Source organism: Achromobacter sp. 2789STDY5608615 (assembly GCF_001298995.1).
Taxonomy (GTDB): domain Bacteria; phylum Pseudomonadota; class Gammaproteobacteria; order Burkholderiales; family Burkholderiaceae_B; genus Achromobacter; species Achromobacter insuavis.
This window is the reverse complement of the sequence record NZ_CYTY01000011.1, coordinates 1-13,497: the sequence shown is the minus strand read 5'-3', so window position 1 is coordinate 13,497 and position 13,497 is coordinate 1. Positions and strand designations below refer to the sequence as shown.

Sequence of the window (13,497 nt, the reverse complement as noted above, 5' to 3'; positions counted from 1 at the left end):
ACGGCACGACGGGAATCGCGGCGCATCGCGAGACGCTTGGGCCGCAGACACGGCCACCTAAACCGGAACACGACCCGCCCCTGGACGAGACCGCCGGACCACCGGCGCAGCACAGGCCAAGGTCAGACGCGAATACGCCTTGCCACCAGGCGTATGCGCGAGGAGTACGCGCATGAGCATTACCTATCGCCCCCCCTTCGACGAAGACGACGAACTGGATTTGCGCGCCCTGTATCGCAAGCCCAGGGCTGGCGGCAGCCCCGAACTGGACGCGGCCGTGCGCCGCACCTGGCATCCCGGCCGCAGCTGGCACCCGGGCTGGGCGGCCGCCGCCTGCGCCGCGCTGGTCGCCGGCCTGTTCGTCTGGACCGACATGCGTGAAAGCGCCGAGCATGCCGACGCGGCGCCGCAACTGGCCGTGTCGCACGAGCCGGCCATCAATATCGAACGCGGTCCCGCGCCCCGGCCCGCGGTCGCCGAAGCGCCCGCGCCGCAGCCGACGTCCGCGCCGGTGCAGCGCGCCGCGGTGCAGACGCCCGCCGACGCGCCCGCCGCCGTTCCCGCCCAGCAGGCGGCCACGGAAGCCGCGCCGGCCATCGCCGAACAACCCGCCGAGGCCGCCAGCAGCGAGCCGGTCGCCTTCAGCGAGCAGGACATCGAGGCCCGCGTGGCGCACATCCGCGCGCTGATGCAGGACGACCAGCAGGAAGACGCCGTGACGGCGCTGCACGAATTGCAGCAAGGCGCCCCCAACCTGACCCTGCCCGACGACCTGCAGGAACTGGCGCAGCAGAACCCTGCTTCCTGACCCCGTTTCCGCTTTCCGCTTTACCCGTCCAGGCCCGCCTTCGTTGCGGGCCTGGACGTTGATACCCCCGAGATCCGGTCAGAAACTGATCGGCTTCTTGCCAACATGGCCAACATGAGTCCGAGCTTCCACCACCGCAACCTCCCCCACCTGCTGCTCTACGCGCGTGAAACCCTGATGGCGCACTTCCGGCCGATCCTGCACGCGGCCGGCGTCACCGAACAGCAATGGCGGGTGTTGCGCACGCTGAGCGAAGTCGGCGCGATGGAACCCAACCAGATCGCCCGCAGCTGCCAGATCCTCAGCCCCAGCCTGACCCGCATGCTGGCCGGCATGGAGGAACAGGGCCTGATCAAGCGGGTGCGCTCGAACGCCGACCAGCGGCGCCAGGAAATCTCGCTGACGCCCAAGAGCAACAAGCTGATCGACCGCATGCGGCCGCAGGTGGATGCCAAGTATCAGGAAATCGAGGACCGGATCGGCAAGGAATTGCTCGACCGCCTGTACGCCGACGTCGACGCGATGGTCGACCTGATCAAGCGCGATCCGGCCGAATGACTCAGTCCGGCACGGGCAGGATCGCGTTGATCTGGCCCGTGCCCGAACTGGTGAAGTAGTCCGTGACGATCTCGGCCGGCCGGTCGTAGGCGTCCCAGCCCAGCAGTCCCAGCAACATGGCGGTGTCGTGCATGCCGCCCTCGCCCACGCACAGGTCGGCGTATTCCGGCAGCATGGCGCAGAACGTCTTCCAGTCGCCCTGGCGCCACAGGTCCACCACCCGCAGGTCGACCTGGCGGTGGAACTCGCGGCTGATCTGGTGCATGGCGGCCTCGGGGCTGCCGTTGTCGTTGAAGCGGTGCGAAAGCGAACCGCTGGCCAGCACCGCGACGCGGCTGTCGCTCTGCTCGATGGCCTGGCGCAGCGCCGCGCCGAAGCGGCGGCTGTCTTCCAAAGAATGCCAGGCGCACCAGGCCGCCACCGACACCACCTTGAAGCGGTCGTCGCCATTCATGTAGCGCATGGGCACCAGCGTGCCGTATTCCAGCTCCAGGCTGGCGATCTCGTGCGCGCGGGTGGCCACGCCGGCGGCGCTGGCGCACTCGGCGATGCGCCGGCCCAGCGCGGGATCGCCGCGATAGGCGTAGTCCATGTCCTTGATGAAATGCGGCAGCTCGTTGCTGGTGTAGCGGCCGGCGAAGCGCTCGTTGCAATTGACGTGATAGCCGGCGTTCACCAGCCAGTGCACGTCCAGCACCACCAGCGTGTCCACGTCCAGGTCGCGGCAGCGCTGGCCGATGGCGCGGTGCCCCTGGATCGCGGCTTCACGGCAGCCATGGTGGCGGCCGGGCATTTCGGATAGGTACATCGACGGCACGTGCGTTACCTTGGCCGCCAGCGCGAGCTTGCCCATGGTGTTTGTCTCCTGGTTGTCTTGCCGGATGGGGTTCAGACGCCCCACTTCGGGATGTGATGGCTGCCCATCGAGACGCAGACGTTCTTGATCTCGGCGAACACTTCGTAGCTGTATTCCCCGCCCTCGCGGCCGGTGCCGGATTCCTTGGTGCCGCCGAACGGCTGGCGCAGGTCGCGCACGTTCTGGCTGTTGATGAACACCATGCCGGCCTCGATGCCGCGCGCCAGCCGATGGGCGCGGCCGATATCGCTAGTCCAGATGTAGGAAGCCAGGCCGTACTTGACGTCGTTGGCCAGCGCCAGCCCGTGGGCCTCGTCCTTGAACGGGATCAGGCAGGCGACCGGACCGAAGATCTCTTCCTGGGCGCAGCGCATGCGGTTGTCGACGTCGGCCAGCACCGTGGGCCGCACGAAGTTGCCGCCCGCCAGGCGCGCCGGCAGGCCCGACGGCGCGTCGGCGCCGCCAGCCAGGATGCGCGCGCCCTCTTCCTTGGCCAGGCGGATGTAGCCGGTGACCTTTTCCCAATGCTGGCGCGTGATCATCGCGCCGACGTGGGTCTGTTCGTCGAAGGGATCGCCCACCGCGAGGCGATTGGCGCGCTCGGCGAAGCGGCGCACGAAATCATCGTAGATCGATTCCTGCACGAAGATGCGCGAACCCGCGGTGCAGCGCTCGCCGTTGAGCGAGAAGATGGTGAACAGCGCCGCGTCCAGCGCGCGCTCGACGTCGGCGTCGTCGAACACCAGCACCGGCGACTTGCCGCCCAGCTCCATCGAATATTTCTTGATGCCGCCCGCGCTCGCCAGGATCTTCTTGCCGGTGACGGTGCCGCCGGTGAACGAGATCGCGCGCACGCCGGGATGGCGCACCAGCGCGTCGCCAGCGGTGGCGCCATAACCCTGCACCACGTTGAGCACGCCGGGCGGAATGCCGGCCTCCAGCGCCAGCAGGCCGAGCTGGTCGGCCGTCAGCGGCGACAGCTCCGACATCTTCAGCACCGCGGTGTTGCCCAGCGCCAGGCAGGGCGCGGTCTTCCAGGTGGCGGTCATGAAGGGCACGTTCCACGGCGACACCAGCGCGCACACGCCGACCGGCTGGTACAGCGTGTAGTTCAGCATCTGGTCGTCCACCGGATAGGTGTGGCCGTTCATGCGGGTGCAGACTTCGGCGAAGAAGGTGAAGTTCTCGGAAGCGCGCGGGATCAGCTGCTTGCGCGTCTGCGAGATCGGCAGGCCGGTGTCCCGCGTTTCCAGCTCGGCCAGCTGCGGCACGTTGCGGTCGATCAGTTCGCCCAGGCGGCGCATCAGCCGCGCGCGCTCCTTGGCGGGCGTGCCGGCCCACTTGGGAAAGGCCTCGGCCGCGGCGGCCACCGCGGCGTCGATCTCGGCCTGGCCGCCGGCGGCGACTTCGTCGATGGCCTCGCCGGTGGCCGGGTTGAAGGTGGTGAAGCGGTCGGCGCTGTCGACCTGCCTGCCATTGATCCAGTGCTTGATGCTCACGTGCGTCTCCTCGCCTTGGGCGGACGGCCGGCGCCAATGCGGCGGGCGGCTCGAGAATTTAGTTAACTCGTTAACTTTATGCGCCGGCGGTGGCCCTGTCAACGGCGGAAAACCCCTGCCGCGCGGGCGCGCCGGCGATTGCCGCGGCCCCGCTTTTTCACTATGATAATTAACATGCTAACAATATGCCGGAGAGGGCTGGTCCCGCGCCTGTCATGCCACATATCTGGATTGAGTACTCCGCCAACCTGGACCTGGACACCCGCGCCCTGATGCGCGCGGTGCAGGACGCCGCCGTCGGCGACGGCAGCCTGTATCCGCTGGCCGGGGCGCGCACCCGCGCCGTGCGGGTGGACGACTACCTGATCGCCGACGGCCATCCCGACAACGCTTTCGTGCACGTGCTGCTGCGCATCGGCCACGGCCGCAGCGCCGCGCAGCAGGCGGCACTGGGCGAACGCGCGTTCCAGGCCTTGCGCGACGCGCTGGCGCCGGAAATGGCGCGCCGGCCGCTGGGCCTGTCGCTGCAGGTCGAGGAGGCCGACGCGGTGCTCAACTACAAGCACAGCAACTACCGCGACTACCTGGCGGCGCGCGCCGCCGCGCTGGCGCGCACCGTGGCGGGCGCCGCGCTCAACACGCGCCAGGCGCTCGCCGCGCTGGGCGAGGCGATGAACGCGCCGCCCTACCAGGCCGCGCCGCGCGCGCCGGTGCTGTACATCAAGCCGGCCAACACCCATGCCGCCGATGGCGACGCGATCACGCTGCCGGCCGACGTTCCCGAGGTGCGCATCGGCGCCACCCTGGGCATCGTGTTCGGCCGGCGCGCCAGCCGCGTCAGCGAAGCCGAGGCGCTGGCCCACGTGGCCGGCTATCGCGTGGTGGCCGACCTGTCGGCGCCGCACGACAGCTACTTCCGCCCCGCGCTCAAGCAGCAATGCCGCGACGGCTTCTGCCCCATCGGCCGCGACCTCGCGCCGGTGACGGCGGTGCCGGATCCGGACGCGCTCGGCATCGAGACCTGGATCGACGGCGAGCTGGCGCAGCGCGCCAGCACCGCCGACCTGGTGCGCCCGGTGGCCCGCCTGATCGCCGACGTCACCGCCTTCATGAGTTTCGAGCCCGGCGACATCCTGCTGGCCGGGGCCCGCGCCGATGCGCCGCTGGCGCGCGCGGGCCAACGCTACGAGATCCGCATCGCCCAGGTCGGCACGCTCGGCAACACGCTCATCGCCGGCGCCTGAGGCGCCCCACGGAACCCGCCATGAAACACGCACGCATCGCCTACGAAGGCGCCCTTCACGCCGCCACCGACGCCGGCCACGGCCGCATCCGCCTGGCCGACGGCCGCGAGCTGGCCGAGGACGCCGTGACCTGGCTGCCGCCGATCGAGCCGCGCACCACCTTCACGCTGGCCATCAACTACGCCGACCACGCCAAGGAACTGGCGTTCAAGGCGCCGGCCGAGCCGCTGGGCTTTCTCAAGGCGGCCAACACCTTCGTCGGCCACCGGGCGCAGACGCTGCGGCCGGTGGACGTGGGCTTCATGCACTACGAATGCGAGCTGGCCGTGGTGATCGGCAAGACCGCCCGCAACGTGACGCGCGAACAGGCCTATGAGTACGTCGCCGGCTACACCGTGGCCAATGACTACGCGCTGCGCGACTACCTGGAAAACTGGTATCGCCCCAACCTGCGCGTCAAGAGCCGCGACACCTGCACCCCGCTGGGGCCGTGGCTGGTGGACCGCGACGACGTGCCCGATCCCATGAACCTGGACCTGCGCACCACCGTCAACGGCGTCGAGACGCAGCGCGGCAACACCCGCGACATGGTGTTCGACATCCCCGCCCTGATCGCGTACTTCAGCGGCTTCATGACGCTGTCGCCGGGCGACCTGATCCTGACCGGCACCCCCGACGGCATCGTCAACGTGCAGCCGGGCGACGAAGTCGTGACCGAGATCGACGGCATCGGCCGGCTGGTCAACACGCTGGCGCCCTGCCCCGACTGATTTCCCCCACCTGGATACCCCGCATGCTCGATTCCACCACCGTGCGCGCGCTGGCCGCGCGCCTGCACGACGCCGAACGCGCCCGCCAGCAGATCCGCCAGATCTCGCTGGAGCATCCCGACATCACCATCGCCGACGCCTACGCCATCCAGCGCGCCTGGATGGACATCAAGCTGGGCGAAGGCCGCGTCAAGCGCGGCCACAAGATCGGCCTGACCTCGCGCGCGATGCAGCTGTCGTCGCAGATCGACGAACCCGATTTCGGCATGCTGCTGGACGACATGTTCTTCGAGGACGGCGGCGATATTCCCGCCAGCCGCTTCATCCTGCCGCGGCTGGAAGTGGAGCTGGCCTTCGTGCTGGGCAAGCGCCTGCAAGGCCCGAACGTGACCCTGTTCCAGGTGTACGACGCGGTCGAGTACGTGATCCCGGCGCTGGAGATCATCGATGCCCGCTCGCACGGCATCGACCCCGACAGCAAGCGTCCGCGCAAGGTATTCGACACCATCGCCGACAACGCCGCCAATGCCGGCGTGGTGATGGGCGGGCGGCCGGTGAAGATCGGCGAGCTGGACCTGCGCTGGATCGGCGCGATCCTGTCGCGCAACGCGGTGATCGAGGAGACCGGCGTGGCCGCCGGCGTCTTGAACCATCCCGCCAATGGCGTAGTATGGCTGGCGAACAAGCTGGCCGCGCATGAGGTGGCGCTGGAAGCGGGCGAGATCATCCTGTCGGGTTCCTTCACCCGTCCGGTGGCCGCGCGCCCCGGCGACACCTTCAACGTCGACTACGGCGTGCTCGGCTCCGTCAACTGCCACTTCATCTGATCCCCACGCGGCCCATGGATATCCTGACCAATCAATTCAAACGCGCGCTGCGCGCCGGCACGCCCCAGATCGGCCTGTGGGCCGGCCTGGCCAGCGCCTATACCTCCGAGATCATCGCCGGCGCCGGCTTCGACTGGCTGCTGATCGACGGCGAGCACGCCCCCAACACGCTGCAGACCACGCTGGCGCAGCTGCAATCGGTAGCGGCCTATCCGGTCGCGCCGGTGGTGCGCCCGGCCTGGAACGACCCGGTGCAGATCAAGCAGATCCTCGACACCGGCGCCCAGACGCTGCTGGTGCCGATGGTGCAGTCGGCCGAGGAAGCCGCCGCCGCCGTGGCCGCGGTGCGCTATCCGCCGACGGGCATCCGCGGCGTGGGCAGCGCGCTGGCGCGTTCGTCGCGCTGGAACCGCATTCCCAACTACCTGGAGCGCGCCAACGACGAGATGTGCGTGCTGGTGCAGATCGAGACGCCGCGCGGCGTGGACGCGCTGGAAGCCATCCTGGCCGTGGACGGCGTCGACGGCGCCTTCATCGGCCCTGCCGACCTGTCGGCCAGCATGGGCTACCTGGGCCAGCCCGAGCATCCCGAAGTCACCCGCACCATCGACGCGGCCATCGGCCGCATCGTCAAGTCGGGCAAGGCCGCCGGCATCCTGCACAGCGGCGTGGCGCAGGCCAAACACTATCTGTCGCTGGGCGCGACCTTCGTGGCGGTGGGCGTGGACGCGGTGCTGCTGGCGCGCGCGGCCGAAAAGCTGGCCGGCGAGTTCAAGGACCTCAAGCCGGTCGGCAAGGCCGGCGGGCCGTACTGAGTTCCCCCCGGGAAACCGCGGCAAGAAAAACGGCGCCCGCGGGCGCCGTTTTTTTATCGAAGGCCAGGAGCGGCGTAGCCACGATGGGCCGCGCCGCCTGGCCCGATCCGGGCGGTCAGGAGCGGCCGCCCAGGCTGCCGCCGCCGTCCACGCCCAGCACCTGGCCGGTGATGAAGCCGGCGTCGTCCGACAGCAGGAAGGCGATGGCGGCGGCCACTTCGGCCGGCGTGCCCAGGCGCTTCATCGGCACCGAGGCCAGCGCGCGTTTTTCGCCCTCGCTGCCCGCGGGACGGGTGGCGCGGAACATTTCGGTTTCGATCGGGCCCGGCGCCACCGCGTTGGCGGTCACGCCGTATTCGGCCAGTTCCAGCGCCCAGGTGCGGGTGCAGCCCACCAGCGCGCTCTTGGCGGCGGAATAGGCGGTGCGCTCGAGGCCGCCGTGGATGGCGCGGCTGCAGACGTTGACGATGCGGCCGGCGCGGCGCACCTTCATCGATTCGATGAAGGCCTGCGTCACCTGCACGGCGACGCGCACGTTCAGGTCCAGCACGTTGTACAGGGTGGCCAGGTCGATTTCGCCCAGCGGCTGCGGCGAGGCGATGCCGACGTTGTTGACCACGGCGTCGACCGGGAATTTCTCGCGGATCTCGCGCAGCACTTCCTCGGTGCGGCCGGCGTCGGCCAGGTCACAGGCATAGAGATAGCCGGGGAAATCGACGTCTCCGGTATTGCGCGCGATACCGACCACATGACAACCCATGTCGGACAGCCGTTGCGTAAGGGCCCAGCCTATGCCTTTGGTGGCGCCCGTGATGAGCACGCATTTGTCCTTCATGGATCGAAACCTCGTCGTTCGTTACTGGGGCGAAAACGGGCGCCTGGGCGCCCGGTTTTTCAAGTAGACACCATCCGGCGTTGGCTGTCTTGTAAATTGCGTAGCAATTCTTGCATGCTGGACGCTCGCCGCCGAGGGCGGAAGTATCCGGCGAAAAAACGGGCGCCATCAGGCATCCGACAGGCCGGGGCCGGAAAAGTGCCCCAGGGTTGATCAAAAAAGGATCAGGCGTCCCGGGTGACCGGCACGCGCGGCGCCAGGGCGCACAGCAGCTCGTAACCGATGGTGCCGGCCGCCAGGGCGACTTCGTCCACCGACGGGCCCTCTTCGCCCCACAGCGACACCGGAGCGCCGACGCCGGCGGCCGGAATCGGGTCCAGGTCGACGATCAGCATGTCCATCGACACCCGCCCGACCAGCCGGGTGCGGATGCCGGCCACGACCACCGGGGTGCCGGTGGCGGCGTGGCGCGGGTAGCCGTCGGCGTAGCCGCAGGCGACGATGCCGACGCGCATGGCGCGGTCGGCGCGGAACAGCGCGCCGTAGCCGACCGAGTCGCCGGCCTTCAGTTCCTGCACCGCGATGATCTCGGAGCGCAGCGACATGGCCGGCTTGAGGCCGAAGGCGCTGGCCTCGGCATCGGCGAAGGGCGAAGCGCCGTACAGGCAGATGCCGGGACGGACCCAGTGGGCCTGGGTCTCGGAGCCGACGGCGACCTCGGCGAAGCGCAGCGTGGCCGCCGAGTTGCAGACGCTGACGGGGCCCGCCATCTTATGCGTCACCGAATTGAACACGGCCATCTGCTCGGTGATGCCCTGGGGGCCGTCGGCGCAGGCGAAATGGGTCATCCGGCCGATCGAGCCGATCACGCCCTGCTGCTGCAGCAGCGTCGCGCGCTCGTGGGCGGCGGCATAGGCGGCGGGCGAGAAGCCCAGCCGGTTCATGCCGCTGTTGAGCTTGAGCATGATGTCCACGCGGCGCGTCAGGCGGGCGCGGGCCAGCATGTCGAGCTGTTCGCGCTGGTGCACGGTGATGCTCAGGTGGTAGCGGTCGACGATCTCGAGGTCGGACGGATTGAAAAAGCCTTCGAGCAGCAGGATCGGGCCGCCCCAGCCGGCCTCGCGGCAGCGCACGGCCTCGTCCAGATCCAGCATGGCCAGCCCCTGCGCCTTGGAAAACCCGGCGACGGCCTGTTCGATGCCGTGGCCGTAGGCGTTGGCCTTGATGACCGCCCAGATCGACGGCGGCAGGCCGGCGGCCGCGGCGGCGGTCTGGTCGAGGTGGCTGCGCACGGCGGCCAGGTTGTGGGCCAGGGCGGAAACGGAAACGGTGGCTGAAATTGGGCGGGGCATGGTGTGAGATCCTGTGGCGCTTAAGTCTAACTGATCGGCGTGTCGGCGGCGCGGGGCCGCGACGGCGCGCGTACTCTAAAATGACCGTAATCCGGCCCGCGCGGCCAGACCGCAGTCAGAAAGCAGGACCAGACCATGCCCATCGATCACTACGAGAATTTTCCCGTCGCCTCGCTGCTGCTGCCGCGCAGGCTGCGCGGCGCCGTGACCGATCTGTACCGGTTCGCCCGGGCGGCGGACGACATCGCCGACGAAGGCAGCGCCAGCGACGACGAGCGGCTGACCCAACTGGCGGCGTTCCGCGCCGAACTGCACCGCATCGGCGCCGAACCGGGCGCCGTGCCCGCGCCCGGCGCGCCCGAACTGGCCGGCATCTTCGTGCCGCTGGCCGCCACCATCGCCCGCCACCAGTTGCCCATCACGCCGTTCTACGACCTGTTGTCGGCCTTCGAGCAGGACATCAGCGTCAAGCGCTACGACGACTACGCCACGCTGGCCGACTACTGCACCCGCTCGGCCAACCCGGTCGGGCGGCTGATGCTGCACCTGTTCGAGGCCGCCGATCCACAGAACGTGGAGCAGTCGGACGCCATCTGCACCGGGCTGCAGCTGGTGAACTTCTGGCAGGATGTGCGGGTCGATTGGCACAAGCACCGCGTCTACCTGCCGCAGGAAGACCTGCGCCGCTTCGACATCTCGGAAGAGGACCTGGCGGCCTGCCGCCTGACGCCGGCCTGGCGCGCGCTGATGGCGTTCCAGGTCGAACGCACCCGCGCGCTGCTACACTTCGGCGCTCCGCTGGCGCGCCGCCTGCCGGGCCGTATAGGCCTGGAGCTGCGCCTGGTGGTGCAAGGCGGGCTGCGCGTGCTGGAGCGGATCGAGGCGAGCGGCTACGATGTATTCATGAACCGACCCGAATTGGGCGCCAAGGACTGGGCCATCATGCTGTGGCGCTCCATCAAGTAAGTAAACGGCCCTGCCAACTATGACCCCTGACGAGTACTGCCAGGAGAAAGCCGCCAAGAGCGGTTCCAGCTTCTACTATTCCTTCCTGTTCCTGCCGCCCGAGCGGCGTCGCGCCATCACGGCGCTGTACGCCTATTGCCGCGAGGTCGACGACGTGGTCGACGAATGCACCGATCCGTCGCTGGCGCGCATCAAGCTGGCGTGGTGGCGCACGCAGGTCGACCAGATGTTCGACGGCAAGCCCGACCATCCCGTAACCCGCGCGCTGCTGCCGCACCTGCAGAGCTGTTCGATCACGCGCGAACGCCTGCTGGCGGTGATCGACGGCATGGAAATGGACCTCGACCAGACCCGCTACCTGGACTGGCCCGGCCTGCGCAAATATTGCTGGCACGCCGCCGGCGTGGTGGGCGAGCTGTCGGCCGGCGTCTTCGGCTATACCGATCCGGCCACGCTGGTCTACGCCGAAAAGCTCGGCCTGGCGTTCCAGATGACCAACATCATCCGCGACGTGGGCGACGACGCCCGCCGCGGCCGCATCTACATCCCGGTCAACGACATGCAGCAGTTCGAGGTCAAGGCCTCGGACATCCTGAATGGCGAATATTCCGAGCGATTCTCGGCCCTGATGAAGTTCCAGGCCGAACGCGCCCGCGAGCTGTACCGCGAGGCGATGCGCAGCCTGCCCGAGGTCGACCGGCGCGCGCAGCGCCCCGGCCTGATGATGGCGGCGATCTATCACGCGCTGCTCGACGAAATCGAGCGCGACAACTGGCAGGTGCTGCACCAGCGCATCTCGCTGACCCCGCTGCGCAAGCTGTGGCTGGCGTGGAAGACCTGGGTGGGCGGCGGACGCGGACTGGTCCGCCGGTTGGCACGGTGAAGGCGGCGGTCATCGGCGCCGGCTGGGCGGGCCTGGCGGCCAGCGTCGCCCTGCGCGAGGCCGGCGCCAAGGTCACCGTCTTCGAAGCCGGCCACACGCCCGGCGGCCGCGCCCGGCGCGTGTTCCACGATGGCTTCGAATCGCCGCTGGACAACGGCCAGCACCTGCTGTCCGGCGCCTACAAGCACACCCTGGCGCTGATGCGCCGGGTGGGCCGCAACCCGGATGCCCTGCTGATGCGCCGGTCGCTGCGGCTGGCCAGCCTGGACGGCCGTTTCCGGCTGTCGGCGCCGCGCCTGCCCGCGCCCCTGCACATGGCGGTGGCGATCCTGGGCGCGCGCGGCCTGTCGTGGTCCGACCGCTTCGCCACGCTGCGCCTGATGCGCGGCCTGCGCGCCATGTCCTGGACGCCGCCGCGCGACTGGACCGTGCAGCAGCTGCTGCACTACCACGGCCAGTCCGACGCCCTGATCCGCCAGGTCTGGGAACCGCTCTGCCTGGCCGCCCTGAACACGCCCGTGGCCAGCGCCAGCGCCGGCCTGTTCGCCCGCGTGCTGCGCGACAGCCTGGCCGGCAGCCGCGAGGACAGCGACCTGCTGCTGCCCTGCACCGACCTGTCGGCGCTGTGGCCGGACGCCGCCGCGCGTCAGGTCACCATGCGCTATGGCAGCACGGTGCGCCAGTTGCGGCCGTCCGAAGACGGCATCGACATCAACCAGGAACGCTTCGACGCCGCCGTGCTGGCGGTGCCGCCGACCTTCGCCGCGCGCCTGCTGGAAGCGCCGCTGCGGGCGGCCGGCGCGACCGGCCTGCTGGACGCGCTGCGCGCCTTCGACTACCTGCCGATCGCGACGCTCAACCTGCGCCTGGCCGGCCCCTGGCGGCTGCCCGAGCCCATGATGATGCTGCGCGAGGAGCCGGCCCGCGGCCACGTCGGCCAATGGCTGTTCGACCGCGCGCAGTTGGCCGGCGATGCCCAGGCCGGCGAACTGGCGGTGGTCGCCAGCGTCGCCACCAGCCTGGCCGACCGCAACCGCCAGCAGGCCATCGAGGCCCTGATCGACCAGGTGGCCGAACAGGCCGCCAGCCATCCGCAGCGGCTGCCGCCGATGCCGGAAGTGACCTCGGCGGAATTGTTCATCGAGAAGCGCGCCACCTTCGCGGCGGTGCCGGGCCTGACCCGGCCGTTGAACAGCACCCCCTGGCCCACGCTGGCCCTGGCGGGAGACTGGACCGACACCGGCTACCCCGGGGTGCTGGAAGGCGCCGTGCGCAGCGGCCTGGAAGCGGCGCGGGTGCTGAATCCGCGCGCCAGCGACTGACGCGCCGCCTGGCCGTCAAGGGCCGGCGGCGACCGGCGGCCTGAGCGCCGCGCGCGTCAGCGCAGCACGCTGACGGTGGCCAGCCCCAGGCCGGTCAGCAACAACGATCCGATCAGGCTGATGCCGGCATAGCCCAGCGCGCCGGCGTACGCGCCGCGCTCCAGCATGGCCACGGTCTCGGCCGAGAAGGTCGAGAACGTGGTCAAGCCGCCCATGAAGCCGGTGACGGCCGCCAGCCGCACCCAGGCCGGCCATTCGGGATGGCCGGCCACCAGCGCCAGCACCAGGCCGACCAGGTAGCCGCCCGCCAGATTGGCCGCCAGCGTGCCCCAGGGCCAGGCCTCGGTGTTGAGCCACAGGCTGACGAGCCAGCGGGCCCACGCGCCGCACATGGCGCCCAGGCCCACGGCCAGGAAATTCAGGGGGATCAGGGTCTGGTAGGCGGACATGGGCTCAGGGCGCGCGGTGCTGCTTGAGGCGCAAGGAAAAGACCAGCAGCAGTATGCCAAAGAACACGGCATAGATACCGATGACCCAGACCAGCGCCAGCGCGCCCGCTCCCGGCTGCATGATCAGCATGGCGCCGAACAGGATCGACACCAGCCCCGACAGCCCCAGGAACCATTCGTTGCGGATGTCCTTGCGGAAGCGGATCGTGGCGGCGATCTGGAACACGCCGGCCACCAGCGCCCAGATGGCGATGATGTAGAGCAGGATCAGCGCCGTCAGGCCCGGCCACAGGAACGTCACGATGCCCCCCCC

15 protein-coding genes are annotated in these 13,497 nt (G+C 69.6%); 9 read left to right on the top strand and 6 right to left on the bottom strand.

Annotated features, from left to right (window positions below):
* The first annotated feature begins 172 nt into the window (after positions 1–172).
* Together AOZ49_RS11475 and hpaR are read left to right on the top strand one after the other, a co-directional pair.
* A complete protein-coding gene (locus AOZ49_RS11475; protein WP_054475409.1) occupies positions 173–808 on the top strand; it encodes a hypothetical protein in 636 nt (211 codons plus the stop codon).
* Positions 809–922: 114 nt separating this feature from the next.
* The gene (hpaR, locus tag AOZ49_RS11470) at positions 923–1,366 is read left to right on the top strand and encodes a homoprotocatechuate degradation operon regulator HpaR (protein WP_035361752.1); all 444 of its coding nucleotides are present in this window, start codon (positions 923–925) and stop codon (positions 1,364–1,366) included.
* Between the two features lies 1 nt (position 1,367).
* On the opposite strand, the gene hpaD is transcribed toward hpaR, so the two are convergent.
* Together hpaD and hpaE are read right to left on the bottom strand one after the other, a co-directional pair.
* On the bottom strand, positions 1,368–2,219 hold the full coding sequence (hpaD, locus tag AOZ49_RS11465) for a 3,4-dihydroxyphenylacetate 2,3-dioxygenase (RefSeq protein WP_054475407.1): 852 nt from the start codon (positions 2,217–2,219) through the stop codon (positions 1,368–1,370).
* A 35-nt stretch (positions 2,220–2,254) separates the two neighbouring features.
* On the bottom strand, positions 2,255–3,721 hold the full coding sequence (gene hpaE, locus AOZ49_RS11460) for a 5-carboxymethyl-2-hydroxymuconate semialdehyde dehydrogenase (RefSeq protein ID WP_054475406.1): 1,467 nt from the start codon (positions 3,719–3,721) through the stop codon (positions 2,255–2,257).
* Positions 3,722–3,936: 215 nt separating this feature from the next.
* Between hpaE and AOZ49_RS11455 the strand changes: the two genes are divergently transcribed.
* The 4 genes from AOZ49_RS11455 to hpaI are packed head-to-tail and all read left to right on the top strand — an operon-like array spanning position 3,937 to position 7,377.
* Positions 3,937–4,965: a fumarylacetoacetate hydrolase family protein gene (locus AOZ49_RS11455; RefSeq protein ID WP_054475404.1), complete on the top strand. Its 1,029-nt coding sequence runs from the start codon at positions 3,937–3,939 to the stop codon at positions 4,963–4,965.
* A 20-nt stretch (positions 4,966–4,985) separates the two neighbouring features.
* Positions 4,986–5,735 carry a fumarylacetoacetate hydrolase family protein gene (locus tag AOZ49_RS11450; protein ID WP_054475402.1) on the top strand — a complete coding sequence of 250 codons (750 nt, stop codon included), beginning with the start codon at positions 4,986–4,988 and terminating at the stop codon, positions 5,733–5,735.
* Between the two features lie 23 nt (positions 5,736–5,758).
* The gene (gene hpaH, locus AOZ49_RS11445) at positions 5,759–6,562 is read left to right on the top strand and encodes a 2-oxo-hept-4-ene-1,7-dioate hydratase (protein ID WP_054475401.1); all 804 of its coding nucleotides are present in this window, start codon (positions 5,759–5,761) and stop codon (positions 6,560–6,562) included.
* A gap of 14 nt (positions 6,563–6,576) precedes the next feature.
* Complete coding sequence (gene hpaI / locus AOZ49_RS11440; protein ID WP_054430167.1) at positions 6,577–7,377, top strand: 4-hydroxy-2-oxoheptanedioate aldolase; 801 nt, start codon at positions 6,577–6,579, stop codon at positions 7,375–7,377.
* A gap of 115 nt (positions 7,378–7,492) precedes the next feature.
* On the opposite strand, the gene AOZ49_RS11435 is transcribed toward hpaI, so the two are convergent.
* Together AOZ49_RS11435 and alr are read right to left on the bottom strand one after the other, a co-directional pair.
* Entirely contained in the window at positions 7,493–8,212 is a 720-nt protein-coding gene (locus AOZ49_RS11435; protein WP_006396065.1) for an SDR family oxidoreductase, read from the bottom strand.
* Between the two features lie 224 nt (positions 8,213–8,436).
* A complete protein-coding gene (gene alr / locus AOZ49_RS11430) occupies positions 8,437–9,564 on the bottom strand; it encodes an alanine racemase (RefSeq protein WP_054475399.1) in 1,128 nt (375 codons plus the stop codon).
* 135 nt (positions 9,565–9,699) lie between these two features.
* Between alr and hpnC the strand changes: the two genes are divergently transcribed.
* Genes hpnC through hpnE form a run of 3 tightly spaced genes read left to right on the top strand, consistent with a single transcriptional unit; the run spans position 9,700 to position 12,735 of the window.
* The gene (hpnC, locus tag AOZ49_RS11425; protein ID WP_054475398.1) at positions 9,700–10,530 is read left to right on the top strand and encodes a squalene synthase HpnC; all 831 of its coding nucleotides are present in this window, start codon (positions 9,700–9,702) and stop codon (positions 10,528–10,530) included.
* A gap of 19 nt (positions 10,531–10,549) precedes the next feature.
* Positions 10,550–11,413 (top strand): presqualene diphosphate synthase HpnD, encoded by an 864-nt coding sequence (gene hpnD, locus AOZ49_RS11420; RefSeq protein ID WP_054430176.1) that lies wholly within the window; start codon positions 10,550–10,552, stop codon positions 11,411–11,413.
* Complete coding sequence (hpnE, locus tag AOZ49_RS11415; protein ID WP_054475396.1) at positions 11,410–12,735, top strand: hydroxysqualene dehydroxylase HpnE; 1,326 nt, start codon at positions 11,410–11,412, stop codon at positions 12,733–12,735. The genes hpnD and hpnE overlap by 4 nt, the downstream gene beginning before the upstream one ends.
* A 56-nt stretch (positions 12,736–12,791) precedes the next feature.
* On the opposite strand, the gene crcB is transcribed toward hpnE, so the two are convergent.
* A complete protein-coding gene (gene crcB, locus AOZ49_RS11410) occupies positions 12,792–13,184 on the bottom strand; it encodes a fluoride efflux transporter CrcB (RefSeq protein ID WP_054430187.1) in 393 nt (130 codons plus the stop codon).
* A gap of 4 nt (positions 13,185–13,188) precedes the next feature.
* Positions 13,189–13,497, bottom strand: a 309-nt coding sequence (locus AOZ49_RS11405) for an HdeD family acid-resistance protein (protein ID WP_197286723.1), incomplete at its 5' end; no start/stop codon positions are given.